The organism is Mesorhizobium sp. ESP7-2, assembly GCF_020164715.1.
Taxonomy (GTDB): Bacteria; Pseudomonadota; Alphaproteobacteria; order Rhizobiales; family Rhizobiaceae; genus Mesorhizobium.
Genome location: NZ_JAIUGQ010000012.1, coordinates 24,229 through 49,170 on the forward strand (window position 1 = coordinate 24,229; position 24,942 = coordinate 49,170).

Consider the following 24,942-nt stretch of genomic DNA (forward strand, 5'->3'; position numbering starts at 1 on the left):
CAAGACGAAAAGGGCTGATGAAGCATTGCTTCATCAGCCCTTTTCTTCGCTTAGTCAGTCACCAGCCAACCGCCCGGATTGGCCGACCGCCATGAGACGTATCAAGCAGCCCGTGCCGCCGGACGCTTGCCGCCGAAGCGGCGTTTGTTGTTGCCCTTGAAGGGTTTTGCACCTTCCGGCTTACGCTCACCGGCAAACGCCGGCTTGTCGCCGAAGCGCTTCTTGCCGAAGCTGTGGTTCTGCTTCTTTTCGCCGCCCGGCCGCCGGCCGTCGCGACGACCATTACGGTCGCTGCGATCGTTGGCGGGTTCGAAGCGCTCGTTCTTTTCAGCCGGATTGCGTGCCGGATCGGGGCTGCCGAGATGGTCGGCAACAACAGGCAGCTTGGTGCGGATGATCCGCTCGACCTGGCGCAGCTTGCTGTTCTCCGAAGGATCGCAAAGCGTGATCGCGATGCCATCCATGCCGTTGCGACCGGTGCGGCCGATGCGGTGGACGTAGCTTTCGGCCTCGTCCGGCAGGTCGAAATTCACGACATGGCTGATGCCGGGCACGTCGATACCGCGCGCCGCGATGTCGGTCGCGACCAGGATGCGTACCGAGCCGTCGCGGAAGTCATTCAATGCCTTCTGACGGGCATTTTGCGACTTGTTGCCGTGGATGACGGCGGCCTTGAAGCCGTCGCGCTCTAGGTCCTTGGTCACCCGGTCCGCACCATGCTTGGTGCGCGAAAAGATAATGACGGACTTCATCGCCGCGTCGGCGAGCATCGTCGACAACACCTGGCGCTTCTGCTTGGTGCGGGCGAAGACGACGCCCTGGACGATTTCGGCGGCCGCGGTGCTTTGCGGCGAGACTTCGACACGGACAGGGTTCTTCAAGAGGCCCTTGGCCAGTTCAGCGATCTCGTCCGGCATGGTGGCCGAGAACAGCGCCGTCTGGCGATCGGGTGCGGTCGCCTTGGCAATGCGCTTGACGTCGTTGATGAAGCCCATGTCGAGCATGCGATCGCCCTCGTCGAGCACCAGCCATTTGGTGTCGGAGAGGATGAGGTCGCCCTCACGCACCAGATCGGTCAACCGGCCGGGTGTGGCGATGAGGATATCAACGCCGGGAGCAACCTTCTTCACCTGGCTGAAGCGCGAGACGCCGCCCAGCACGAGCGCCGTCGAAACATGCGCGCCCTTGGCGAGGATCTTGATGGTGTCCTCGATCTGCACGGCGAGTTCGCGGGTCGGCGCCAGGATCAGCGCCCGGGTCGTCTTGGCGCGCCGCTTGGTGCCGAGCGCGATGATCTTCGACAGGATCGGCAGCGCGAAGGCCGCGGTCTTGCCGGAGCCGGTCTGCGCGATGCCGAAAATATCACGGCCTTCCAGCTGCGGCGGGATCGCCTGCATCTGGATCGGCTTCGGCTCGGTGAAGCCGGCATTGTGGGTGGCCTTGAGCAGCGCACCGGTAATTCCCAGCGCCGCGAAACCGGAGAGTTCCGCGGTGTCGTTGCCGGGCAAAGTGTTTTCGTTGGTCAAAATAATCTTCTTTCACGCGGCCTCTGGCCGCAAATATCAATGGCGGCAGGGCGCAACCTGCCGTCGGATAAACTGTCATGGAACGACAAGGCGGCGGACAGGATTGTCCGCGCGGCTGCGCTGTCGTGCCCGCAGGCGTCATGCCACGGGGCTTTTTCGCCGCTTTGTGATGTACCGGAAAGAGGGGCCGATATACCGGAAAGAGGGAAAACAGACGCAACCAGTCTCATTCGTCGAGAAGGCCGGTGAGTCCGGCCCAAGCGCCTATGTCGCTGCATATGGCTGAGTTCGCCCCGAAATGCAAGGGCTCGATGTTGCAGCGCAGCAAAAACGGACCAAAAGCCGACGCTTGCGCTCCCCGACGGGCATCATTACCACAAACGCAGCTTCCGTTTTCTGGGGACCGAGCGATGAAGGACGTGCTGAAGGAACTCGAGCGGCGGCGCGACATCGCCCGCATGGGTGGCGGCCAGGCGCGCATCGACGCCCAGCACAAGAAAGGCAAGCTCACCGCGCGCGAACGCATCGAGGTCTTTCTCGACGAAGGTTCGTTCGAGGAGTTCGACATGTATGTCGAGCATCGCTCGACCGATTTCGGCATGGAGAAGACCAAGATCGCCGGCGATGGCGTCGTCACCGGCTGGGGCACGGTCAACGGCCGTCCCGTCTATCTCTTCGCCAAGGATTTCACCGTGTTCGGCGGCTCGCTGTCGGAAGCCCATGCCGAAAAGGTCATCAAGGTGCAGGAGATGGCGCTGCGCAACCGGGCGCCGATCATCGGTCTCTACGATGCCGGCGGCGCGCGCATCCAGGAGGGCGTAGCAGCCCTTGGCGGCTATGCCGAAATCTTCCAGCGCAACGTGCTCGCTTCGGGTGTCATTCCGCAAATCTCCGTCATCATGGGCCCCTGTGCCGGCGGTGACGTCTATTCGCCCGCCATGACCGATTTCATCTTCATGGTGCGCGACACTTCCTACATGTTCGTCACCGGGCCGGACGTGGTGAAGACCGTGACCAACGAGACGGTAACTGCCGAGAGCCTCGGCGGTGCTTCAGTCCACACGACGAAATCCTCGATCGCCGACGGCGCCTATGACAATGACGTCGAAGCACTCTTGCAGATGCGCCGTCTGGTTGACCTGCTGCCAGCTTCCAACACGGCCGAGGTCCCCGAGATCGAATGCTACCAGTCGGTCACCGACCACGACATGTCGCTCGACCGGCTGATCCCCGACAATGCCAACAAGCCCTACGACATCAAGGAATTGATCCTGAAGGTCGCCGACGAGGGTGATTTCTTCGAGATCCAGCAGAGTTTCGCGAAGAACATCGTCACCGGTTTCGGCCGGGTCGAGGGCCGCACGGTCGGCTTCGTCGCCAACCAGCCAATGGTGCTGGCGGGCGTGCTCGATTCCGACGCCAGCCGCAAGGCGGCACGCTTCGTGCGCTTCTGCGACTGTTTTTCTATTCCCATCGTCACCTTCGTCGATGTTCCCGGCTTTCTGCCGGGCACCGCGCAGGAGTATGGCGGGCTGATCAAGCATGGCGCCAAGCTGCTCTTCGCCTATGCCGAGGCGACCGTGCCGAAGATCACCGTCATCACCCGCAAAGCCTATGGCGGCGCTTATGACGTCATGGCGTCAAAGCATCTGCGCGGCGATATGAACTATGCCTGGCCGACGGCGCAGATCGCGGTGATGGGCGCCAGGGGCGCGGTCGAGATCATCTACCGCAAGGACATCGGCGATGCCGAAAAAATTGCTGCCCATACAAAGGCTTACGAGGACCGCTTCCTGTCGCCTTTCGTAGCTGCCGAACGCGGCTATGTCGACGAGGTGATCATGCCGCACTCGACCCGCCGCCGTATCGCCCGGGCGCTTCGCATGCTGCGCAACAAGGAGATGCAGAACCCCTGGAAGAAGCACGACAACATCCCGCTGTGAACTGGTGTCGCGGGCGTTGCGGTTGATCAGCGCCCGCTTTCGGCAGCAACCAGTTCGCGCAGCACCGGCACCAGTGCCAGCGGCAAATCCTCGGCGATCAGTCCCGGCCCGAACCGACTCCCGGCCTCGGCATGGATCCAGACCGCCGCGCAGGCCGCTTCGAAAGCCGGCATGCCTTGTGCAAGCAGTCCGGCCGTGATGCCGGACAACACATCGCCCGACCCTGCGGTGGCAAGCCACGCCGCGCCATTGGAATTGATCGCTGCCCTGCCGTCCGGAGCGGCAATCACCGTATCGGCGCCCTTGTAGACGAGGACGGCATTGGCAGCCGCAGCAGCCACGCGTGCCTTGTCCAGCTTCGACAAGGCATTGTCATCGGCGATATCAGGAAACAGCCTGGCGAACTCCCCTTCATGCGGTGTCATCACCAGCGCGGGCGCGTCCGGTCTGCGGGCGGCGTCGAACAAGGCATCCGGCGCCTCACGAAACGAAGTGATCGCGTCGGCGTCGAAGACCAGGCCGTCAATTCCGGTGGAGGCGCTCGCCGACTGGCCCGACGCGAGCAGCGCAAGCGCGAACGCCTGGATTTTTTCACCTACGCCAAAGCCAGGCCCTAGAACAAAGGCCGATGGCCGGCGCTCGCCGACAAATGCCCCAATGTCGGCAGCGTCGTCGGCCCTGCGCAACATGATCGAAGTCAGGTGCGCGGCATTGACCTGCATGGCGTTTCCCGGCGACAGAACCGTCACCGCCCCTGCCCCGCTTCGGGCCGCGCCAAGCGCCGAGAGCCGCGCCGCGCCGGTGGCATCGGGGCCGCCGGAAAAGACACCAACATGGCCGCGCTTGTATTTGTGCGCATCGACGGCCGGCACCGGCAAATCGCGCAACCAAAGCGCTGGTCCGTTCTCGAATGTCCGGGGCTGGAGCCTTGTAATGATCTGCGCGCCGATGCCGATATCGGCAAGCACGATCTCTCCGCATCGTTCCCGGCCCGGCAAGAGCAGATGGCCGGGCTTCTTGCGCGCAAAGGTCACGGTGAACTCGGCTGAAAACGATGTGCCGAGCACCTTGCCGCTGTCGCCGGAAATGCCGGAAGGCAGGTCGACCGCGACAACCGGCAGATGCAAGTCGGTGACCAGATCGACCGCCCTGGCGGCCTCGCCCGACAGCGGCTTGGACAGCCCCGCCCCGTAAAGCGCATCGACCACGATCGAGCCGAGACCTGCATCAAAATCCGATAGCGGCCGGGGCTTGATTGGGCATTCCGCGGCGGCGAGTGCCGCATCGCTATCCGGCCTCGGTGGGCCAGACGCCCAGACCGTGGTGGCGACGCCGCTGCCGGCCAGGATGCGAGCGACGACGTAGCCGTCGCCACCATTGTTGCCCGGGCCGCACAACACGTGGACGTGCGCCGCCGCGGGATAGCGCCTGAGCACTTCGGCCGCGACGGCTTGCCCTGCACGGCGTATCAATCCAATGCCGTCGGTTATACCCGCTGCAATTGTCAGCCGATCAGCTTCGCCCATCTCGGCGGAAGTAAGAAGTTCGTGGCTCATGGATTGCCGATCCGCATTCGATCAAGCATTGTCCAGTTTTCGATCCGACGCAAACGGGGAGGAGCTGGCACTGTCATGACCACGTCGATCAGCGCGAGGATCGAAGGCACCAAGCTGCCCGCCAGATGAGCAATTTGCCCAGATATTGGGCAGACATGCACAGTGGCGCCGGATAGGCTACGGCCATTCATGCCGCTTCCAATGCAGCGAACGACGCGAATTTGCATCTGGGGGTGACATGGCTTTGAAATCGTATGACACCGCTTCTGTTCCCTCCGACTGGCACAGTTCGTGCTTGATTGAGGCGCAAGCGGGGGCTCACAACCCGTTTTTTTGGCAGTGGAGGCCACTTTTTACATGAAAAAGATCGAAGCGATCATCAAGCCATTCAAGCTGGACGAAGTGAAGGAAGCGCTTCAGGAGGCCGGACTGCAAGGCATCACCGTGACCGAGGCCAAGGGTTTCGGGCGCCAGAAGGGTCACACCGAACTCTACCGCGGCGCCGAATATGTCGTCGACTTCCTGCCCAAGGTGAAGATCGAGGTCGTGCTCGGCGACGATGCCGTGGAAGGCGCGATCGAGGCCATCCGCAAGGCGGCCCAGACCGGCCGCATCGGCGACGGCAAGATCTTCGTCTCCAACATCGAGGAAGTCGTGCGCATCCGCACCGGCGAAACCGGAATGGACGCGGTTTGATCCGACCCGGCCATCCTCTAAGAAACGTCATCCATCAAAAAACGTCAGCACACAGGGATACATGACATGACGACAGCCAAAGACATCATGAAGCAGATCAAGGACAACGACGTGAAATTCGTCGACCTGCGCTTCACCGACCCGAAGGGCAAGCTGCAGCACGTGACCATGGATGTCGTCGAGGTCGAGGAAGACATGTTCGCCGACGGCGTCATGTTCGACGGCTCCTCGATCGCCGGCTGGAAGGCCATCAACGAGTCCGACATGGTGCTGATGCCCGATCCGGACACGGTCCACATGGATCCGTTCTTCGCGCAGTCGACCATGGTCATCCTGTGCGACATCCTGGATCCGGTCTCGGGCGAATCCTACAACCGCGATCCGCGCGGCACGGCCAAGAAGGCCGAGGCTTACATGAAGTCGGAAGGCATCGGCGACACCATCTATGTCGGTCCGGAAGCCGAATTCTTCGTGTTCGATGACGTCAAGTACAAGGCCGATCCCTACAACACCGGCTTCAAGCTCGATTCGACCGAACTGCCGTCGAATGACGACACCGATTACGAGACCGGCAATCTCGGCCACCGCCCGCGCATCAAGGGCGGCTATTTCCCGGTGCCGCCGATCGATTCGGCACAGGACATGCGCTCCGAAATGCTGACGGTGCTGGCCGAAATGGGGGTCCGCGTCGAAAAGCATCACCACGAGGTGGCCGCCGCCCAGCACGAGCTCGGCATCAAGTTCGACACGCTGGTCCGCAACGCCGACAAGATGCTGATCTACAAGTACGTCGTGCACCAGGTCGCCAACGCCTATGGCAAGACGGCGACCTTCATGCCGAAGCCGATCTTCGGCGACAATGGCTCGGGCATGCACGTCCACCAGTCGATCTGGAAGGGCGGCAAGCCGACCTTCGCCGGCAATGAATATGCCGGTCTGTCGGAGAGCTGCCTGTTCTACATCGGCGGCATCATCAAGCATGCCAAGGCGATCAATGCCTTCACCAACCCGCTGACCAACTCCTACAAGCGTCTGGTGCCGGGCTACGAGGCGCCGGTGCTGCTCGCCTATTCGGCGCGCAACCGCTCGGCGTCCTGCCGCATCCCGTTCGGCAGTTCACCGAAAGCCAAGCGCGTCGAGGTCCGCTTTCCCGATCCGGGCGCGAACCCCTATCTCGCTTTCGCCGCCATGCTGATGGCCGGCCTCGATGGCATCAAGAACAAGATCCATCCGGGACAGCCGATGGACAAGGATCTCTACGACCTGCCGCCGAAGGAGTTGAAGAAGATCCCGACCGTCTGCGGTTCGCTGCGCGAAGCGCTGCAGAGCCTCGACAAGGACCGAGGCTTCCTGAAGGCCGGCGGCGTCTTCGATGACGATCAGATCGACAGCTATATCGAGCTCAAGATGGCTGAAGTGATGCGCTTCGAAATGACCCCGCACCCAGTCGAATACGACATGTACTATTCGGTGTAAGGTTTCGTTCGGACGGTGTTTCAAAGCCCTTGAAGGATTTCCCCCTTCAAGGGCTTTTTTGCTGATCCAGCGGCCCCATCAATGGATGGCGTGCGGCCAGCCCGCAACGATGGTCAACTTGCTTTTTTTGGGGACGCATCACAACTGGAGCAGCCAGGCCTTGTGGCCGCAGGCAGAAGACCCCAGGTCAAGGTGGCAAGACCCAGCCAGCGCCCCGTTCAAGCAATTTGGCGGATGGCCTTTCGGGCGCAATCAAACGCCAGGAGCGAGCGGCACACTGCCTCAGGCTGCAATGCCCGCTCGTCCGGCGCCCCCGCCAATGCCGTCGTTCACGAAACCCCCGCCCCGTTCGAACAGCATCGCTTTGGCGTAACCCCCGAGGCCACGAATACGCATGCGGCGGCGTGGCCTGTCAACGCCGCCGGCCGGAGGCATAAATCGCCGATTTCGATGTATTACCAGCAGCTTATATAAAGATTCGTTGGTGTACTGACGAGCTGAAAAAGGCTGTTTTCCGGGCTTTTTCGACGAAACTCGGAAACGCACGAGACGAGTGGCGGCAAGAGGCGCCGACCAAAGCCCCTGGTTTCGCCAAAATTGCTCGTCCCTTTTCAACCTGACTTTTTTTGGGGGAATTCGACGCTCCGGGCCAATCAGGCAAAAAGGCCCGGGCGTTTCCGTCCGGGCCTTTTCCACAATGAGCATCCATGCGCGGCGCGGAACTGCGCGCCGCCAAGAGGATCAGGCGGCGGCCGAAACCTCCGCGCTCGCCGGCACCGAAGCGATCGTCTTCAGGATCTGCGAGGCGATCTGGTAGGGGTCGCCCTGCGAGTTCGGGCGGCGGTCTTCCAGATAGCCCTTGTAGTCGTTCTTGACGAACGAATGCGGGACGCGGATCGAGGCGCCGCGATCGGCGATGCCATAGCTGAACCTGTTCCACGGCGCGGTCTCGTGCTTGCCGGTCAAACGCTTGTCGTTGTCTGGGCCGTAGACGGCGATGTGGTCCATCAGGTTCTTGTCGAAGGCCGCCATCAGCGCTTCGAAATAGGCCTTGCCGCCGACTTCACGCATATAGGACGTCGAGAAATTGGCATGCATGCCCGAGCCATTCCAGTCGGTGTCGCCGAGCGGCTTGCAGTGGTATTCGATGTCGATGCCGTACTTTTCGGTCAGGCGCTGCATCAGATAGCGGGCCATCCACATCTGGTCGGCGGCCTTCTTGGAACCCTTGCCGAAAATCTGGAATTCCCACTGGCCCTTGGCCACTTCGGCGTTGATGCCTTCGTGGTTGATGCCGGCCGCAAGGCAGAGATCGAGATGCTCCTCGACGATCTGACGCGCAACGGAGCCGACATTCGAATAGCCGACGCCGGTATAGTACGGACCCTGCGGTGCGGGATAGCCGCTCTCGGGGAAGCCGAGCGGACGGCCATCCTTGTAGAAGAAATACTCCTGCTCGAAGCCGAACCAGGCGCCTTCGTCGTCGAGGATGGTGGCGCGCTTGTTGGATGCGTGCGGCGTAACGCCATCGGGCATCATGACTTCGCACATGACGAGAACGCCGTTGGTGCGGGCCGGATCCGGATAGACGGCGACCGGCTTCAGCACGCAATCGGAGCTGTGCCCCTCGGCCTGCTGCGTCGAGGACCCGTCGAAGCCCCACAGCGGCAGCTGCTCGAGCGTCGGGAACTCGGCGAATTCCTTGATCTGCGTCTTGCCGCGAAGATTGGGGACCGGGGTGTATCCATCGAGCCAGATATACTCGAGCTTGTATTTGGTCATTCTAGAGCCTCTCGTTGCTTGGACACCGCAAGCAGGCGATGTCGATGCATGGCCGAAACAGGCCGGCCTGCCGATGATTAAAAAGCAATTCGTATGCCACTCGGCTTTCGCGGGGTGCGGCAAAATGGTCATGCCAACGCTTTGATTTTGCTGAGCCGTCTCAGCAATGCGTCAAGATCGTCCAAACGGCAATATTGCTTAAATAGTAGGCAAATCATGATCTTTTCGTAGGCATATTGCCTAAATGAATCGCAGAACCTATTTTGATGAGAATTGAATCGGCTAGCTTCTGAAAAAGTAGGGAGACCGGCAATGCAAGTCACGCAGTCGCGTCCGTCGGCGAAAATCCTGATGTTCCCACTGGCAGCGCGCAAGTCTGCCTTAAATTTAGGCGCCAAGGCCAAATTCGCGGCAGAGCTTGCCGCGCTTCGCGGCGAGCATACCGATTTCGATTGCTGGTATCACGAGGCCGCCGTCGAGGCAGAAAACCCGCAACGGAAGAGCTGAAGCCCTTCCACGTCGATCTCATATGAAGAAGCCCGGCGCGATCGCTCGCGCCGGGCTTTTCGTTCGTATCGGCCGACCGGCTCTACTGCTTGGTGTGCAGGTCTGTTCCGAGCGTGTCCTTGACGAAGATCATGCCGATGACCAGCGTGAACGCCGCGATCACCACCGGATACCAAAGGCCGTAGTAGATGTCGCCCTTGTAGGCGCTGAGCGCGAACACCGTCGCCGGCAGCAGGCCGCCGAACCAGCCATTGCCGATGTGATAGGGCAACGACATGCCGGTGTAGCGAATGCGGGTCGGGAACATCTCGACAAGGATCGCCGCGATCGGCCCGTAGACCATGGTCACGAACAGCACCAGGATGAACAGGATGCCGATTGTCATCGGCCAGTTCACCGCTGCCGGATCGGCGAACATGGCAAAGGCACCGCCGCCCGGTATGTTGTAGACGGTGACCTCGGGTGCACCCGCTGCCTCGTCGATGGTCAAGAGCTTGTCCTTGACCGCCTGATCAATCGGCACGGTCGCCTTCTCACCGGCACGGATTGCGGCAGCGTCCAGCTTCAGTTCCGGGTTCGCGGCAACAAACGCATCGAGTTTCTGGTCCGCAACCTTGGTCGCCGCGCGCTTCAGCGGATAACCGTTGTCCTGCAGGGACATGTTGACGGCCTTGACGAAGGCCGCGTCCTTGGCCTTGGCCTGATCGCCGGCGGCGACCGCGTCGTAGGACGCCACCGTCTCTGCACCAATCTTGACTGACGCAGCCGTCCCGGGCGCAGCCGTCGACACCACGTCGTACGGAACCGAGTTCTTGGTCAGGAACGAAGTCGCGATGTCGCAGGACGTCGTGAATTTCGCGGTTCCGACCGGATTGAACTGGAACCTGCAGTCGCCGGGGGCCGCCGTCACCGTTGCCCGAGTGCTCTGTTGTGCCTTGGCGAGCGCCGGATTGGCGGCCCAGGTCAACGCCTTGAACAGTGGGAAGGTGCAGACGACGGCGAGCGCAAGGCCAGCCATGATGATCGGCTTGCGACCGATCTTGTCGGAGAGCCAGCCGAACACGACGAAGAAGATCGAGCCGAGCGCCAGCGCGATGGCGATCATGATGTTGACCGACTGGGCATCGACCTTCAACACGTTCTGCAGGAAGAACAGCGCGTAGAACTGGCCATTGTACCAGACGACGGCCTGACCGGCGGTGAGGCCGAGCAGCGCCAGGAGCGCGATCTTGGCGTTCTTCCACTGGCCAAAGGCCTCCGAGAGCGGCGCCTTGGAGCCCTTGCCTTCGTCCTTCATCTTCTGGAAGGTCGGGGACTCCGAGAGAGACAACCGGATCCAGATCGAAACGGCGAGCAGCAGGAAAGAGACGATGAAAGGAATGCGCCAGCCCCAGGCGGCGTACGTCTCCTTGCTCAACGATCCCTGCACGATCAGGATGACGATCAGCGACAGGAACAGGCCGAGTGTCGCTGTCGTCTGGATCCATGAGGTGTAGAAGCCGCGGCGGTCATCGGGCGCGTGCTCGGCGACATAGGTCGCCGCACCACCATATTCGCCGCCCAACGCCAAGCCCTGCAGCATGCGCAGGACGATCAGGATCACAGGAGCCGCGATGCCCAAGGTTGCATAGCCGGGCAGCAGACCGACCAGGAAGGTCGACAGGCCCATGATCGTCATGGTGACCAGGAACGTGTATTTGCGGCCGACGAGGTCGCCGATGCGACCGAACAGCAACGCGCCGAACGGGCGCACGAGGAAGCCGGCGGCAAAGGCCAGCAGCGCGAAGATGTTGCGCGTTGCCTCGGGAATCGTCGGACTGAAAAAGGTTGAGCCGATGAAAGCCGCCAGCGAGCCGTAGAGATAGAAATCGTACCATTCGAAAACGGTGCCGAGCGAGGAAGCGAAGATGACCTTCTTCTCCTCCCGCGTCATGCCGCGGCTCGTTCCGCGGGCGGTCGATGCCATTGCCATTGAGTTATCCTCCCGTGAGACCCAGTCCTCGATGCTGTGCGCCACCGTCCGCGTTCTCCTCCGAACGCGGACTCAAAAAACGCAGCCAGCACAAGAGAAATGGCAGAAAGCGCCGGGGAAAGGCACCGCGACGATGGGATTATGACTTTGGTATTAGGTGCAGTGCGAAGGCAGCGCGAAGCGCTCAGGCCCGCAGCGCTTCGAGCAATTTGACGGCGGCCATCATGTCTCGTTTGCGGGCGGCACGACGCGCGACTGCTTCGGCGTCCTGTCCCCACTGCGCGATCTGCCAGTCCTCGTCGACATGGCCGGCGGCCCAGGCCTGCTCGCCGTCGAGCTCGCCGAAATCGACAGCCAACGCCAGCAATGCCGACCCCGTCAGCGAAGTCATGACATGAATGGCGGCTAGGCGCAGCGGCTCGGTGCGCTGAGCCATATGGCTACCCAGCACGGCAATGGTTTCGCGCGGCTGCTCGACATGGATGATGCCTTCGGCAAGGTTGAAGCGAACCCCAAGTGCGGTGCGTGCCCAGTCGATGACGGGATCCCACTGCTCGTTCTGCCGCTCGACCAGCCCTTGCGGGGCGTCGGCGCGGTAACAGAGCAGATCCGACGAGGCAAAACGCAGAATGTCTTCCAGCACCGCCTGCGGATCGCTGGCCACGCCATCGATGGCGGTATTGACCAGCCGCATCACCGGCATCGTCACCGGATTGATCGTCTCGCCCTGTTCGGCGAACTCGGCGGCAACCAGCGCCGCGGCCGCCTCGGTCGGCAGCGCCAGCAGAGCCTTGCCCGGCGTGCGCACCGGCCTGCTGTCGAGTTGCACGGCAAAGCCGGCTTCCACCGGCGCGAACGAGACCTCCTTGTAGAAGCGTTTGGGCAGCGGTGTCTTCATCTGGATCTGGGCGCGACGCACCGGATCCGGATCGGAAAGATACTTGCCCGCTTCGAGGTCGTTGAGGATGTCACGCATGAAGAAACTTTCTCACACCGGTGTCAGCTTGCGTGCCGGCCGGTTGACGATGATCAGCCCCGCCGCAATCAAGCCAAGTGCCAGAAAGATGCGGATGGTCAGCGGCTCGTTCAAGATGATCGCACCGCATAAAACACCGAAGACCGGCGACAGGAAGGTGAAGCTAGACAGGCCCGCGGCGGGATAGCGGCGCAGCAGCCAGAACCACAGCACGTAGGTAAAGGCGACGATATAGATCGCCTGGAAAAGCAGTGCCAATGTCGGCACCAAGGCTGGATCGCGAACCGGCGGGCCGGCGAGAGGCATCACCAACACGCCAACGACCGCCGCGCCGGCGAGTTGATAGAGCAGCAGCTTCTCCGCGCTTGCCTCGACCAGTTTCGATCGTTTGATGAGGATATTGGTCAAGGCCCAGAAAAACCCGGAAACAAGGCTTAGGAGATCGCCGAACAGCATGTCTCCGCTACCGCCGAGCTTGTCGGAAAAAACAGTGGCAAGGCCGGCAAAGGCCAACAGCAGGCCTAGGAACTTGCGCTTGGTGATCTGTTCGCCGAGCAGAAAATGGCCGCCGATCAGCATCCAGAACGGCATCGAGTTGACCAGCAGCGTGTTGCGGGCCACGGTCGTGTGCTCCAGGCCGACATAGAGGCAAAGGAACTCGATGCCGAAAAGCACGCCGACCGCGATGCCGGCCAGCAATGTCCCATCCCTGGTGAACAGCGCAATGCCGCGCCAGCGGCACCAGAGAAAGACGCAGAAACCACCGATGACCGAACGTGCGATCGACAGGAAGACGGGGTCGTAGCCGGCATAGGAGATCTTGGCGGCGACGTAGTTCAGGCCCCAGGAAAAGGTCAGGCCGACCATGATGGCGGCCGCCGCCATGTCGACCGTGTCGCGCCGATCGAGCGCGTCGGTGGCGTCGCTCACGGTCAATCCTCAGCGCTGGCGTCGTCGAAGCCGATCAGGTTCCAGCTCTGGCGCATATGCGGCGGCATCGGCGCGGTGACGTCGATGACGCCCTTGTCCGGGTGCGGAATAATGATGCGGCGCGCGTGCAGGTGCAGGCGGTTTTGAATGCCGCCGGGAAAATCCCAGTTGGTGTCGGCTTCGAAGTATTTCGGATCGCCGATGATCGGGCAGCCGATATAGGCGGCATGGACGCGGAGCTGGTGGGTGCGTCCCGTGTAAGGCTCCATCTCCAACCAGGTCATGGTCTGCGCCGCCTGCTCGATGATGCGGTAGTAGGACACGGCATGGTCGGCGCCCTTTTCACCATGGGCGGCGACGCGCACACGGTCGCCGTCCGGCGTAGCCTCCTTGATCAGCCAGGTCGAGATCTTGTCCTCTCGCTTGGGCGGCACGCCCTTGACCAGCGCCCAGTAGGTCTTCTTGGTTTCCCGCGCCCGGAACGCCTCGGAGAGCTTCATGGCGGCCAGCCTGGTGCGGGCGACGACCAGCACGCCCGACGTATCGCGGTCGAGCCGATGCACCAGCCGCGGCTTCTCGCCCTTCTGGTTGCGCCAGGCTTCCAGCATGTCGTCGACATTGCGCGTGACGCCGGAGCCGCCCTGAACGGCGAGGCCCGCCGGCTTGTTGAAGACGAAGACCTTAGGGTCCTCATGGATCAGCATCTTGGCGAGTACATCGGCGTCGCCCTGGTTGCGGATCGAGTAACCCGTCAGCGCGCTCTCGCCCTTCTTGTCCACCTCGAGCGGCGGTACACGCACCATCTGGCCCGGCTCGACACGGGTGTCGGCCTTGACCCGGCCGCCATCGACGCGGATCTGGCCGGAGCGCAGCAGTTTCTGCAGATGGCCGAAGCCAAGACCCGGGAAATGCGTTTTGAACCAGCGATCGAGCCGCATGCCCGCCTCGCCGGCCTCCACCGTGATCTGTTCAACGCCTGCCATGTTTTTTCGCTTGTCCGTTTCCCGAGCAGGGCTCTTGGCCGCGCTTGGCGCGGCAATAGCACTAATGCATGCCGCCAAAAACCATAAAGCACGCCAAGGCGTGCTTTATGGCAGGCTTCTTACAAACCAAAGACCCAAAAACAGGGCGACAATGGCGACAATGACACTGGCCAGTGCGTAACCGAACGCGGGCAGCGTGGCTCCCCGCTCCCACAACAGCCCCATCGCGAAGGAGCCGATGATGTTGATCGCCATCGTGCCCCAGGGGTAGTTGGGGGCGACGAGGCGCAGAGCGCCCATACTGGTCAAATGGCGGATGCCGGCACCAATGCCGCCGCCGACAACAACAAGAAGCAGATTGAACGTAGCCGTTACTGCCGGTGCGAGGGTGCCGCGTCAATCCCCTGAATCCGGTGCCCCTGAATCCGGTGCCCTTGGAGCCGGTGACGCTTCGGGATACCACGGACAGTCGACCGCGTCAGGAAACGCGCTTCCCAGGTTGCGCGATATCGGGCGATCATCGCCAGATCGCGGTTCACCAGACAGGGTTGTCCAGTCCGGATATTCCTTCCGGAATTCGCCGTACAGCGCGTTGAGTTCCTGCTGCGTGACGGGGCGAATCTGCTCATACAGATAGCCGGTAACGGCGCCGGACAATTGGTACCGCGCAACGCGCTTGTAGGCGGCACCGATGCCTTGCCCGTCAAGAATATATTGGTTCGGAAGCGTGACGCAAATCTGCGCGCCTGGTTGCAGATGAGTAACCGGCGGGTCGGTCACAATCACAAATCTGGATTGCAATGCGTCCGGCCGAAACCCATCACGACTGTCCACCTGGCAAATCCAGCCGACATGAGGAACGAGGTCCCGATCCATCCCGAACAACAGCGCATCGCTCATCACAGCTCCCGAGGCAAAAACCGAAAAGCGATCCTCTGGTCCCAATCTGCTGGTCAGATCATCGATCATGCGCCTGTATTCGGGGAGATTGTCGAGATGGAGCGGGAGCGTGGCCTCTCGCGCAGAAACGAAATCGACCGGAGACAGGAGTTGACGACCCGTCGGGAAAAATGTGCCCAAGAAAGCGAGTCCAGCGACGACCGCCATGCCGGCGGTCCACCATCGCCATTTCAAGGCGGGTACGGAAACGATCGCGACGATGGCCTGGGCGTATGCGGGAAAAAGCCAAAGAAACATCGGCAGTGAATGATGGCGGTCCGGATCCTGCGTCCGGGTGAAAATCAAAAATGTGAGCATCGAGGCGATGGCGCAGAACAGGGAGAACCTGTTGCGGCGGACGACGGAGATGTAAAGCCCGGCAATGATCAGCAGCCAATTCACATAGCTGAGCCGGCTCCCCATTTCACCGAGCTGGGTGACAAAGGTCGTCTTGTATCCGCTGTAGAGGTCGCCGTAGCTCGTTCCCACAATTCTGGCGATCAGCGGCAGTTGAAAGCTCAATGCGGTTGCGGCGACAATGAAGATCGCGCACAGGCCACCCCCTGCCGCCGCGCGGAACGCCGGAAGGTCTCGGTCCCTTGCGATCCGCAGCAAACCCAGGAACGCCGCGGAAAGGGCAACCCCGATAGCGGCGTAGGCGTACCAGCGACGCAGCGTGAACGCCAACCATAGGCTCGCGCCGACGGATATTCCGCTCACCACCGGTTCGCGGGTCAGGAATTTGGACTTCCACAGGAAATAGGTTGCCGCGGTGAGAGCGAGACAACCGGCAACATCAGGCATTCCACGAAGTGTCGGCGCCCAGAACGGCGTGTAGAGCAAGGCCGCGATCCAGACGGCTGGCCAGCTTCGAGAAGGTGCTTCGGAAACCGCCTCGAGATAACTTATCCTGCCTATGAAGAGAGCCGCTGGAGCCAGGTAGACCGACACTATTCCAGCAACGAAGGAAAGCCTCGAACCACCGAAGACGATGTGAAAGGGCATCAACGGCACCAGGATCGCCACGCCATAATCTTCCGTGGCGATGGAGGTGGCCAACTGGCTCAGCCAGTCCAAGGGGTTCTCGACCAGGAGCGCTCCCTGCCGGTTGAACACATTGAAATAAGCAGCGTTGTCCCAATAATAGACCGGTTCTTCAAGCTTTATGTACGCGGCGCTGACGGCAATGCCTAGCATCACGGTGCATATGTAGGCTCCCGTCCAGAATCCGAAGGCTTTGTTCTTTGACACTTGGATCCGCCTAGGAAGGAAGAGGGACAGAACTGCCGACGGCAGAATCGAGACGCCCTGACGCAGCCGTAGCCATTCGGGCAAATGCGAATCCTGCTACACAGTTCATATAATGAATTGTCGGTAGCCCAAAGAGGTCGAGGTCTGAACCAACGCAACGCTAAAGCTGCCCGTCTTGGAGGAGCATAGCCTGGCGGCCCTCAATACACCGGCGCCGGCAGCGGCTCTTGTCTTGACGCAATTCCCTGCGGAAAGTCGTCTGCATTTCATGGAATTGCGCCCGATTCCATGGTGGGATGCTGCCGGCTTCGCCGACAGCACCGATAGATATTCAACTCAGGTGGTTTCGACCTTCTTTGGCTTTGTGGAGCCAATCATTTTCCAGTTCTTGTAGAACATCGAATTGATGCGCTCGACGCTCACCGAGACGACCGCAAGCATGCCTGCGATCAGGCGAGGCACCGGGGACGGCCTGATAATATCCATGAACACGCAGTAGCGGCGGCCATCATACTCGTTGACCGAGCGATGGAGCAGAGTGTCGTCGAAAATGAACTGCGGATTGTCGTACCAGTAGTTCTTGACGTTGCCGCATTCGACGAAAATCTCAGCTTTCACCGGGATCAGATTGTAGAGGATGCGTAGGCTGAGCCGCAGCGGCCCGAAATGCCAGGAGGTCGATTCGCGCTTGCTGAAGACGGAAACGGCAATCGTCTTGATGTATTTGAAATCCTTATTGAATTCCTCGACGTTATCTATCCTGTGCTTGCCATACCACTGGTAGACATACATGCCACGACGGCCGGCGCCGAAATTTGCGTCGATATCGGCGATGATCTCATCCTTGCGCGCCTTGAAGACATCAAGGACCTCGTTGACTTCACGCTGATAGTCGGCGGGAAACTGCTCCAGCTTCCACACGCCCGGATTTCTGTAGCACAGAAGATCGACCAACAGGTTGAAGGGTGAAAGCAACCAGGTGAAGAGCCCGTTGCCAAGGAAGTAGCCGCTGAACAGCGCCAGATCCTTCCTGTCGTTGCGCAGCACGTCGATCAGGCCACAGACGATGAAGATCGTCGTCAGGATCGGGATGAAATAGAAGCCAAGGGCAAGAAGCGGGATGGCAATGGCGAACTTGCGAAGGGATTTGCGAAGGTTTTTTGTCATTTTTCCACGCGCGAAGCGCGATCCTGTTGCGAATGAGGTGCCCAAATCATGGCAACGGCCACCGCCCGACCGTGCGCCTTGATAAGGTTTTTTGGGTCACCGCACAACGGCCATGGTAGCTGGCCGGGCTGGCTGCCTGGTGGAGCCTGCCGGGCTGTCAATGCACTTCCGGCAAGCCGAGCTCGTCCCATTTGTCCCTCGCCACGGGATCGCCGACCAGGAATTCAAAGCCAATGACGCTTTCGCCGTCCTGCGCGAGCTGGCATTTGAACTTCAAATTGTACCAGTTTCTACGGCTGCGAAAAGCCGCACCGTCAGCGGCGATCGTCGTGCCGGTGATCTTTTCCTCGGCGGTTGCGTAGGGCACCACCTGCTCTGGCCGGAAATCCGCGCGCCATTGGCGGATCTGATCCATGGCCTCCAGATTGCAAAGCTGCACCATGCGCTCGTCGGACGCGAAGGTCTCGAGATCGGCGCGCGCCTGCTTGCTACGCGGATCGGCCAGGGTCTTGGCCGACAGCATCCGCGTCGGGCGAATCATGGCAGGCGCGGCGGGCGGTCGAGTTTTGGGCGGGTTCGAAGCAGGTGGTGGCTCTGCCGCCCGCGCCTCAGGGACCATTGGAGCCGCAGGAGCCGGCGGCGGTTTCGTCGATGCCTCGAACTGTTCAGGCGTCAGGATGTCCACCGACACCCGCTCGTCCTCCAGCCGGGTCGGCCGCTTCGGCAAGGGCATCAATGCCAGTGTCGCGGCGAACAGTGTATGGAGGACGACCGAAGTTGAAATGCCCCAGGGCGAAGCCTCGTCCCGAAGCGTGACGACCACCGGGCCACGCAAACCGGCTATTCCCGCTCTTTGCGCAGCTTTGCCCAGTAGTCGAGCCGCTTCCTGATATCGCGCTCGAAACCACGCTCGGGCGGATCGTAGAAGGTTTGTCGACCCATCTTCTCGGGAAAATAGTCCTGGCCGGAAAAGGCGTCCGGCTCATCATGGTCGTAACGGTAGCCGGCGCCGTAATCCTCTTCTTTCATCAGCTTGGTCGGCGCGTTGAGGATATGCTTCGGTGGCAGCAGCGAGCCATGTTCCTTCGCGGCCCGCGTGGCTGCCTTGAAGGCCGTATAGACAGCGTTGGATTTCGGCGCGGTGGCGAGATAGACGGTGGCCTCGGCGAAGGCGAGTTCGCCCTCCGGAGAGCCGAGATAGTCATAGGCATCCTTGGCGGCGTTGGCGACGACCAGTGCCTGCGGATCGGCCAGCCCGATGTCCTCCATCGCCATGCGCACCAGCCGGCGGCCGAGATAGAGCGGATCCTCGCCGGCATCGAACATGCGCGCGAGATAGTAGAGTGCGGCATCCGGATCCGAGCCGCGCACCGACTTGTGCAGCGCCGAGATCAGATTGTAGTGACCGTCCTGGCCCTTGTCGTAGATCGGCGCGCGGCGCTGGACGATGCGCTGCAGCCCCTCGGGATCGAATATCTCGCCAGGCTTGGCCGCACGCCAGACTTCCTCGGCCAGCGTCAGGGATGCGCGTCCGTCGCCATCGCTCATGCGGATCAGCATCGCCCGCGCCTCGTCATCGAGCGGCAGCGCCCTGCCCTCGGTCTCCTCCGCCCGCGTCATCAGCTTGGCGATGCTGTCTTCGCCGAGCGAATGAAAGACCATGACCCGCGCGCGCGACAACAAGGCCGCGTTGAGTTCGAAGGACGGGTTTTCAGTCGTGGCGCCGACCAGGACGACCGTTCCATCCTCCATGACGGGAAGAAAAGAATCCTGCTGGGCACGGTTGAAGCGGTGGATCTCATCGACGAAAAGTAAGGTTTGGCGGCCGTTGGCGCGGCGCAGCTTGGCCGCCTCGAACACCTTCTTCAGATCGGCGACGCCGGAAAAGACGGCCGATATCTGCTCGAACGCAAGGCTGGTCTCGCCGGCGAGCAGCCTCGCCACCGTGGTCTTGCCGGTGCCGGGCGGCCCCCAGAAGATCATCGAGCCCAGCGAACCGGAGCCGATCAGCCGGGTCAGCGCGCCGTCGGGACCCGTCAGATGCTCCTGGCCGACGACCTCGCCAAGGTTCTTCGGACGCAACCTGTCGGCCAGTGGCCGCCCGGGCGGCACCTTTTCCGGTTCGTCAACGCTGAACAGATCGGCCATGCACTTCTTTTAGGTTTGGAGCGCGATCCTTCAGGGGATCGAACTCAGTAACGCAACACCTGGCGCAGTATCTGCCCACCGCGCTCGACGGTAAAGCGCCACCAGCGCGTATCCTGCTGGGCGACCTGTGCCAGGACAGCTGCCGTATCGATAGTCGTGCCGTTGACCTCGCGCACGATGTCACCCGGCTGGAAGCCGAAATCGGCGGCCGGCGAATCACGGTTGATGTCGATCACGGTCACGCCCTTGAGATCGGTCCGCAGGCCGAGTTTCTGGGCAAGCCGCGGCGACAGTTCCGAGACCTTGGCGCCAGAGAACGGGCTGCGGCCATGCAGCGTCACTTCCGAGGCTTTTGCACCCTCCGGCGCACGCTCCAGCGCGATATCCATCGCCGCCTGCTGGCCCTTGGTCAGGATCGCGAAATTCGCCTTGGTGCCGATCGACAGCGTCGCCATGCGATAGTCCAGCGCCTCGATGCTCTCGACCGGCTTGCCGTTGATCTGCAGCACGACATCGCCGGGCTTCAGCCCTGCCTTGCCCGCGGGACCCGACGCGTCGACCGAGGAGACCAGCGCCCCGGTCGGCTTTTCCATGCCGAGCGATTCGGCGATCTGCGGTGTCACCGCTTCGAACTCGGCGCCGATATAGGGGCGTTCGAAGAAATCGAGACCGGCTTTGGCGGCATCGGCAAAAGCCCGCACCATGTTGGCGGGGATGGCAAAGCCGATACCGATCGAGCCGCCGCTGCGGCTGTAGATGGCGGTGTTGATGCCGACGAGCTGGCCGCCCATGTTGATCAGCGCACCGCCGGAATTGCCGGGATTGATAGCGGCGTCGGTCTGGATGAAATAGCCCGAATCCGAGACGCCGATATGGCTGCGCGCAAGCGCGGAAACGATGCCGCTGGTGGTGGTCTGGCCAACGCCGAAGGGATTGCCGATGGCCAGCACCAGGTCGCCCACCTCGAGCGCGTCGGAATCGCCGATGGCGATCACCGGGAACGGTTTGTCGGACTCGATCTTGAGCACGGCAAGGTCGAGCGTCTCGTCCTTCAGCATCACCTTGCTGGTGAACTCGCGGCCGTCGGCGGTCGCCACCTTGACCTCGTCGGCGTCCTTGATGACATGGAAATTGGTGACGATGACACCGCTCGGATCGACCAGCACGCCCGACCCCAGCGAAGACTGCGCGCGCGGCTGGGCACGGCCGAAAAACTCCTCGAAGAAGGGGTCGCCTTCAAAGGGTGACGTCACCTTGGCCGTCTGCGAGGCATAGACATTGACCACGGCAGGCGCCGTCTGCTTGACCAGCGGTGCGAAGGAAAGCTGGACCTCCTCGCGGCCGAACGGCACGCGCTTGTCCGGGCCGGAAGTGGCATTCTCGCCTTCGACGCCATGCAGCAGGTCGGTCAGCACATCGGAGAGCCCGGGATCGGCTGGCTTGGCGGCGTCCTCGGCCAGCGCCTGCCGGACTGCCGGTGCGGCCGCGAACACCATGAAGGCGCAGAGCAGAACAAGGGACAGTCTTTTGGCGCGCATTGCGAATCCTCCAAGCGAGTTCGGGCGCATTGTCCCGACGAATGTGCAAAATGAAAGGCTAAGCCGCTGAAATCCGATTATTTTAAGCAGCAAAGCAGCTACAGTTGGGCTTGAACATGAAAACCTTCGTTGGCCCCCATGAAAAAACAACTCCTGTCATTCCGTGACTTTTTGAAGACCGGCAAATTGGGTCCAGTCTCCCCCGGCATGACAATGGCCGAGATCGCTGCGGTGCTCGGCGCGCCTGAGCACGCCGATCCGAATTACTGGACGTTCGGAAAGCTCGAAATCTCATTTGATGGTGAGGCACCTTACCAGATGAACTGGTTCCAAATCGAGGAGGCCGGTTACCTGAAAGGCGACGTGGAGGTTCTCGCTGATGGCCTTGCGCTTTCCCTGGATGGGTTCAGTGGAAAGACAAAGCCATCGAAATTTCTGGATGTTGGCCTTTGGACCGCGGATCAGGCCAAGGTTTTCTATGCACCTTGCGATGATAGTATCCTGCTGAACATCTGCGCCGGACCAATTCAGATGCACTTTCGCGTTGATGCCGACTTCATCGGCGACCAAAACGCCGAAACATATTTAAACAGTTCCGTCATATCGCAATTGATAGCCGAGATCGATTCCCGAGCCATCCTCGACAGTATCTATTCATATCCTTACCCGAAGACCGAGATGGTACCGGGTTCGTTCAATTGGAAGCTGTTGAGCGGCAGCCAATACCTGACTCTGTCCGCTGGACAACCAACACCGGCGAACAGAAAAGGGGCCCGCAGGCCCCTTTGAATTCAATCTGAAAAGTCGAAACCTTATGCGGCCGCGGCTTCGTCCGTGCCTTCCGCCTCGAGGCGGGCGCGGTCGCCGGCGCCCTTGGCGTCCGTGTCGCGGTCGACGAACTCGATGACCGCCATCGCGGCATTGTCGCCGTGACGGAAGCCCGCCTTCATGATGCGCAAATAGCCGCCGTTGCGGGTGGCATAGCGCGGGGCGATGGTGTCGAACAGGCGCTTGACGACGCCTTCATTGCCGATCTGGGCGATCACCTGGCGGCGGGCGTGCAGGTCGCCGCGCTTGCCGAGCGTCACCAGCTTCTCGACGATCGGACGCAGGTCCTTCGCCTTCGGCAAGGTGGTGACGATCTGCTCGTGCTCGAGCAGCGACACCGCCAGGTTGGCGAACATCGACTTGCGGTGGCTTATGCTGCGGGCGAAGCGGCGGCCTTTGAAACCGTGGCGCATGGCTCTTTTCCTTCTTCAGTTGTTCAAGAGGCCACGGCCTCTGATGGTTTTCCGCACGACCGTCGGATCGAGCGGCTCGCGCCGCCGATCCTTGGAGTTCATGCTCAATATTGGTCTTCGTAACGCTTTGCGAGGTCTTCGATATTTTCCGGCGGCCAATCCGGCACTTCCATACCGAGGTGCAGGCCCATCGCCGCCAGCACTTCCTTGATCTCGTTCAGCGACTTGCGGCCGAAGTTCGGGGTGCGCAGCATCTCGGCTTCGGTCTTCTGGATGAGATCGCCGATGTAGACGATGTTGTCGTTCTTCAGGCAGTTGGCCGAACGCACCGAAAGCTCGAGCTCGTCGACCTTCTTGAGCAGCGCCGGGTTGAAGGCGAGCTCGGTGACGGCTTCCGCGGCGACTTCCTTCTGCGGCTCGTCGAAGTTGACGAACAGGCCAAGCTGATCCTGCAGGATGCGGGCGGCGAAAGCCACCGCGTCCTCGCCCGAGATCGAACCGTCGGTCTCGATGGTCATGGTCAGCTTGTCATAGTCGAGAACCTGGCCCTCGCGGGTGTTCTCGACCTTGTAGGAGACCTTCTTGACCGGCGAATAGAGGCTGTCGACGGGAATCAGGCCAATCGGCGCGTCCTCGGCGCGGTTGCGCTCGGCCGGCACATAGCCCTTGCCGGTGTCGACGGTGAATTCCATGCGGATTTCAGCGCCTTCGTCCAGCGTGCAGATGACGTGGTCGGGGTTGAGGATCTCGACATCGCCAACCGTCTGGATGTCGCCGGCGAGAACCGCGCCCGGGCCCTGCTTGCGCACGACCATCCGCTTGGGGCCATCGCCTTCCATGCGGATGGCGATTTCCTTGATGTTGAGGACGATGTCGGTCACGTCCTCGCGCACACCGGCGATGGACGAGAATTCATGCAGAACGCCGTCGATCTGCACGGCGGTGACGGCCGCACCGCGCAGCGAAGACAGAAGCACGCGGCGCAGCGCGTTGCCGAGGGTGAGGCCAAAGCCACGCTCGAGCGGCTCGGCGACCAGCGTGGTCAGCGTCTTCTTCTTCGACGAGAACTCGATCTTGTTCGGCTTGATCAGTTCCTGCCAATTTTTCTGGATCATGATGCTTTCCTTCCGTTGACCCGCCACCATCCAATCGTGGCGGGCGACCTGGAATACCGTGGAGGAACGCTCTGGGCGCTCACGCGGCGTTCGATAAATTGCTTAGACGCGGCGCTTCTTGCGCGGGCGGCAGCCATTGTGCGGGATCGGCGTCACATCACGGATCGAGGTGATGGTGAAGCCGGCCGCCTGCAGGGCGCGCAGCGCCGATTCGCGACCGGAGCCTGGTCCACAGACCTCGACTTCGAGCATGCGCATGCCGTGTTCCTGGGCCTTCTTGGCAACGTCCTCGGCAGCCATCTGAGCGGCGAACGGGGTCGACTTGCGCGAACCCTTGAAGCCCTGGGCACCGGCCGACGACCAGGCGATCGAATTGCCCTGCGCGTCGGTGATGGTGATCATCGTGTTGTTGAAGGTCGAATTGACGTGGGCAACGCCCGACGAGATGTTCTTGCGTTCGCGGCGGCGAACACGTGCGGCTTCCTTGGCCATGGTAGTCCTTTCAATTGATCTCTACACCGCCGTAATGCCAGCGGCTCCACCTGGAAAAGTGAGCAGTGAATTAGTGAGTAGTGACAGTGCAGGCGTCAACGCCGCGATCCACTACCCACTACCAGCTACTCACTCTCTTACTTCTTCTTGCCGGCGATCGATTTGGCCGGGCCCTTGCGGGTACGAGCATTGGTATGGGTGCGCTGGCCGCGAACCGGCAGCGAGCGGCGATGACGCAGGCCGCGGTAGCAGCCGAGATCCATCAGGCGCTTGATGTTCATCGACACTTCGCGGCGCAGGTCGCCTTCGACCTGGTAATCGCGGTCGATGGTCTCGCGGATCTGCAGCACTTCCGCGTCGGTCAGCTGGTTGACGCGGCGCTCTGCCGGGATGCCGACCTTGTCGACGATCTCCTGGGCGAACTTCTTGCCAATGCCGTGAATGTACTGAAGCGCGATGACGACGCGCTTGTTGGTCGGAATGTTGACGCCGGCTATACGAGCCATGTTCTTCTCTTCTCCATATGGGCCGGCCAACCCTCGAAAACAAGGCAGGTCCGGCGCTGTCCACATTGCCCCGCGTCCGGTGGAGGCCGGCCCTTGCGGGAGTTTCCAGTTCAAAGCGACTACCTTGCCCTTGCGGACAAGCAAAGTGCGCATCTGACAGGAAGACGGGCCGCCATACCGCAGCGAACCGTCTCCGTC

Annotated in this window: 22 protein-coding genes; 5 read left to right on the forward strand and 17 right to left on the reverse strand. The window is 61.4% G+C overall.

Going from position 1 to position 24,942, the window contains the following annotated elements; translation table 11 throughout:
• Window positions 1–101: 101 nt before the first annotated feature.
• Entirely contained in the window at window positions 102–1,526 is a 1,425-nt protein-coding gene (locus LB543_RS13995) for a DEAD/DEAH box helicase (protein WP_224614505.1), read from the reverse strand.
• Window positions 1,527–1,936: 410 nt separating this feature from the next.
• On the opposite strand from LB543_RS13995, the gene LB543_RS14000 reads away from it, so the two are divergent.
• Window positions 1,937–3,469: an acyl-CoA carboxylase subunit beta gene (locus LB543_RS14000; protein WP_224614506.1), complete on the forward strand. Its 1,533-nt coding sequence runs from the start codon at window positions 1,937–1,939 to the stop codon at window positions 3,467–3,469.
• A 26-nt stretch (window positions 3,470–3,495) separates the two neighbouring features.
• On the opposite strand, the gene LB543_RS14005 is transcribed toward LB543_RS14000, so the two are convergent.
• The gene (locus tag LB543_RS14005; protein ID WP_224614507.1) at window positions 3,496–5,025 is read right to left on the reverse strand and encodes an NAD(P)H-hydrate dehydratase; all 1,530 of its coding nucleotides are present in this window, start codon (window positions 5,023–5,025) and stop codon (window positions 3,496–3,498) included.
• 357 nt (window positions 5,026–5,382) lie between these two features.
• On the opposite strand from LB543_RS14005, the gene LB543_RS14010 reads away from it, so the two are divergent.
• Window positions 5,383–5,721, forward strand: a complete 339-nt coding sequence (locus LB543_RS14010) for a P-II family nitrogen regulator (protein ID WP_006205430.1) — start codon at window positions 5,383–5,385, stop codon at window positions 5,719–5,721.
• Window positions 5,722–5,787: 66 nt separating this feature from the next.
• Window positions 5,788–7,197 (forward strand): type I glutamate--ammonia ligase, encoded by a 1,410-nt coding sequence (gene glnA, locus LB543_RS14015; protein ID WP_015317961.1) that lies wholly within the window; start codon window positions 5,788–5,790, stop codon window positions 7,195–7,197.
• Between the two features lie 741 nt (window positions 7,198–7,938).
• Here glnA and LB543_RS14020 read toward each other — a convergent pair.
• Window positions 7,939–8,979 carry a glutamine synthetase beta-grasp domain-containing protein gene (locus tag LB543_RS14020; protein WP_140758610.1) on the reverse strand — a complete coding sequence of 347 codons (1,041 nt, stop codon included), beginning with the start codon at window positions 8,977–8,979 and terminating at the stop codon, window positions 7,939–7,941.
• Between the two features lie 312 nt (window positions 8,980–9,291).
• Here LB543_RS14020 and LB543_RS14025 point away from each other — a divergent pair, with 312 nt between their 5' ends.
• The gene (locus tag LB543_RS14025) at window positions 9,292–9,486 is read left to right on the forward strand and encodes a DUF2735 domain-containing protein (RefSeq protein WP_224614508.1); all 195 of its coding nucleotides are present in this window, start codon (window positions 9,292–9,294) and stop codon (window positions 9,484–9,486) included.
• Between the two features lie 82 nt (window positions 9,487–9,568).
• Here the strand turns inward: LB543_RS14025 and LB543_RS14030 are convergent, their stop codons facing one another.
• The 10 genes from LB543_RS14030 to LB543_RS14075 form a co-directional block, all read right to left on the reverse strand.
• The gene (locus LB543_RS14030) at window positions 9,569–11,458 is read right to left on the reverse strand and encodes an MFS transporter (RefSeq protein ID WP_224614509.1); all 1,890 of its coding nucleotides are present in this window, start codon (window positions 11,456–11,458) and stop codon (window positions 9,569–9,571) included.
• A 184-nt stretch (window positions 11,459–11,642) separates the two neighbouring features.
• On the reverse strand, window positions 11,643–12,434 hold the full coding sequence (locus LB543_RS14035) for an ATP12 family chaperone protein (RefSeq protein WP_224614510.1): 792 nt from the start codon (window positions 12,432–12,434) through the stop codon (window positions 11,643–11,645).
• A 12-nt stretch (window positions 12,435–12,446) separates the two neighbouring features.
• Window positions 12,447–13,319, reverse strand: coding sequence for a DMT family transporter (locus tag LB543_RS14040; RefSeq protein WP_224614565.1), 873 nt, complete (start codon window positions 13,317–13,319; stop codon window positions 12,447–12,449).
• A gap of 47 nt (window positions 13,320–13,366) precedes the next feature.
• A complete protein-coding gene (locus LB543_RS14045) occupies window positions 13,367–14,347 on the reverse strand; it encodes an RluA family pseudouridine synthase (protein ID WP_224614511.1) in 981 nt (326 codons plus the stop codon).
• A gap of 105 nt (window positions 14,348–14,452) precedes the next feature.
• On the reverse strand, window positions 14,453–14,704 hold the full coding sequence (locus LB543_RS14050) for a CrcB family protein (protein ID WP_224614566.1): 252 nt from the start codon (window positions 14,702–14,704) through the stop codon (window positions 14,453–14,455).
• Window positions 14,705–14,743: 39 nt separating this feature from the next.
• Complete coding sequence (locus tag LB543_RS14055) at window positions 14,744–16,537, reverse strand: hypothetical protein (RefSeq protein WP_224614512.1); 1,794 nt, start codon at window positions 16,535–16,537, stop codon at window positions 14,744–14,746.
• A gap of 336 nt (window positions 16,538–16,873) precedes the next feature.
• Window positions 16,874–17,704: an aspartyl/asparaginyl beta-hydroxylase domain-containing protein gene (locus LB543_RS14060; protein WP_140758603.1), complete on the reverse strand. Its 831-nt coding sequence runs from the start codon at window positions 17,702–17,704 to the stop codon at window positions 16,874–16,876.
• Window positions 17,705–17,861: 157 nt separating this feature from the next.
• On the reverse strand, window positions 17,862–18,539 hold the full coding sequence (locus LB543_RS14065) for a DUF930 domain-containing protein (RefSeq protein ID WP_224614513.1): 678 nt from the start codon (window positions 18,537–18,539) through the stop codon (window positions 17,862–17,864).
• A 5-nt stretch (window positions 18,540–18,544) separates the two neighbouring features.
• Window positions 18,545–19,852, reverse strand: coding sequence for a replication-associated recombination protein A (locus tag LB543_RS14070; protein WP_224614514.1), 1,308 nt, complete (start codon window positions 19,850–19,852; stop codon window positions 18,545–18,547).
• Between the two features lie 44 nt (window positions 19,853–19,896).
• Window positions 19,897–21,390 carry a DegQ family serine endoprotease gene (locus LB543_RS14075; RefSeq protein ID WP_140758601.1) on the reverse strand — a complete coding sequence of 498 codons (1,494 nt, stop codon included), beginning with the start codon at window positions 21,388–21,390 and terminating at the stop codon, window positions 19,897–19,899.
• Between the two features lie 138 nt (window positions 21,391–21,528).
• Between LB543_RS14075 and LB543_RS14080 the strand changes: the two genes are divergently transcribed.
• The gene (locus tag LB543_RS14080) at window positions 21,529–22,179 is read left to right on the forward strand and encodes a hypothetical protein (RefSeq protein WP_224614515.1); all 651 of its coding nucleotides are present in this window, start codon (window positions 21,529–21,531) and stop codon (window positions 22,177–22,179) included.
• Between the two features lie 23 nt (window positions 22,180–22,202).
• Here LB543_RS14080 and rplQ read toward each other — a convergent pair whose 3' ends face one another.
• From rplQ to rpsM, 4 genes are all read right to left on the reverse strand, one after another.
• The gene (rplQ, locus tag LB543_RS14085) at window positions 22,203–22,631 is read right to left on the reverse strand and encodes a 50S ribosomal protein L17 (RefSeq protein WP_127279754.1); all 429 of its coding nucleotides are present in this window, start codon (window positions 22,629–22,631) and stop codon (window positions 22,203–22,205) included.
• 104 nt (window positions 22,632–22,735) lie between these two features.
• A complete protein-coding gene (locus tag LB543_RS14090) occupies window positions 22,736–23,746 on the reverse strand; it encodes a DNA-directed RNA polymerase subunit alpha (protein WP_006205443.1) in 1,011 nt (336 codons plus the stop codon).
• A 102-nt stretch (window positions 23,747–23,848) separates the two neighbouring features.
• Window positions 23,849–24,238, reverse strand: coding sequence for a 30S ribosomal protein S11 (rpsK, locus tag LB543_RS14095; protein WP_006205444.1), 390 nt, complete (start codon window positions 24,236–24,238; stop codon window positions 23,849–23,851).
• Window positions 24,239–24,375: 137 nt separating this feature from the next.
• Window positions 24,376–24,744 (reverse strand): 30S ribosomal protein S13, encoded by a 369-nt coding sequence (gene rpsM, locus LB543_RS14100; RefSeq protein WP_006205445.1) that lies wholly within the window; start codon window positions 24,742–24,744, stop codon window positions 24,376–24,378.
• Window positions 24,745–24,942 lie beyond the last annotated feature (198 nt).

What these genes read in the sequence shown, in the direction of transcription:
- LB543_RS14000 (WP_224614506.1), top strand. Translation starts at nt 1,937, where the DNA reads ATGAAGGACGTGCTGAAGGAACTCGAGCGGCGGCGCGACATCGCCCGC.
- LB543_RS14005 (WP_224614507.1), bottom strand. Translation starts at nt 5,025, where the DNA reads ATGAGCCACGAACTTCTTACTTCCGCCGAGATGGGCGAAGCTGATCGG.
- LB543_RS14010 (WP_006205430.1), top strand. Translation starts at nt 5,383, where the DNA reads ATGAAAAAGATCGAAGCGATCATCAAGCCATTCAAGCTGGACGAAGTG.
- glnA (WP_015317961.1), top strand. Translation starts at nt 5,788, where the DNA reads ATGACGACAGCCAAAGACATCATGAAGCAGATCAAGGACAACGACGTG.
- LB543_RS14020 (WP_140758610.1), bottom strand. Translation starts at nt 8,979, where the DNA reads ATGACCAAATACAAGCTCGAGTATATCTGGCTCGATGGATACACCCCG.
- LB543_RS14025 (WP_224614508.1), top strand. Translation starts at nt 9,292, where the DNA reads ATGCAAGTCACGCAGTCGCGTCCGTCGGCGAAAATCCTGATGTTCCCA.
- LB543_RS14030 (WP_224614509.1), bottom strand. Translation starts at nt 11,458, where the DNA reads ATGGCAATGGCATCGACCGCCCGCGGAACGAGCCGCGGCATGACGCGG.
- LB543_RS14035 (WP_224614510.1), bottom strand. Translation starts at nt 12,434, where the DNA reads ATGCGTGACATCCTCAACGACCTCGAAGCGGGCAAGTATCTTTCCGAT.
- LB543_RS14040 (WP_224614565.1), bottom strand. Translation starts at nt 13,319, where the DNA reads ATGGCGGCGGCCGCCATCATGGTCGGCCTGACCTTTTCCTGGGGCCTG.
- LB543_RS14045 (WP_224614511.1), bottom strand. Translation starts at nt 14,347, where the DNA reads ATGGCAGGCGTTGAACAGATCACGGTGGAGGCCGGCGAGGCGGGCATG.
- LB543_RS14060 (WP_140758603.1), bottom strand. Translation starts at nt 17,704, where the DNA reads ATGACAAAAAACCTTCGCAAATCCCTTCGCAAGTTCGCCATTGCCATC.
- LB543_RS14070 (WP_224614514.1), bottom strand. Translation starts at nt 19,852, where the DNA reads ATGGCCGATCTGTTCAGCGTTGACGAACCGGAAAAGGTGCCGCCCGGG.
- LB543_RS14075 (WP_140758601.1), bottom strand. Translation starts at nt 21,390, where the DNA reads ATGCGCGCCAAAAGACTGTCCCTTGTTCTGCTCTGCGCCTTCATGGTG.
- LB543_RS14080 (WP_224614515.1), top strand. Translation starts at nt 21,529, where the DNA reads ATGAAAAAACAACTCCTGTCATTCCGTGACTTTTTGAAGACCGGCAAA.
- rplQ (WP_127279754.1), bottom strand. Translation starts at nt 22,631, where the DNA reads ATGCGCCACGGTTTCAAAGGCCGCCGCTTCGCCCGCAGCATAAGCCAC.
- LB543_RS14090 (WP_006205443.1), bottom strand. Translation starts at nt 23,746, where the DNA reads ATGATCCAGAAAAATTGGCAGGAACTGATCAAGCCGAACAAGATCGAG.
- rpsK (WP_006205444.1), bottom strand. Translation starts at nt 24,238, where the DNA reads ATGGCCAAGGAAGCCGCACGTGTTCGCCGCCGCGAACGCAAGAACATC.
- rpsM (WP_006205445.1), bottom strand. Translation starts at nt 24,744, where the DNA reads ATGGCTCGTATAGCCGGCGTCAACATTCCGACCAACAAGCGCGTCGTC.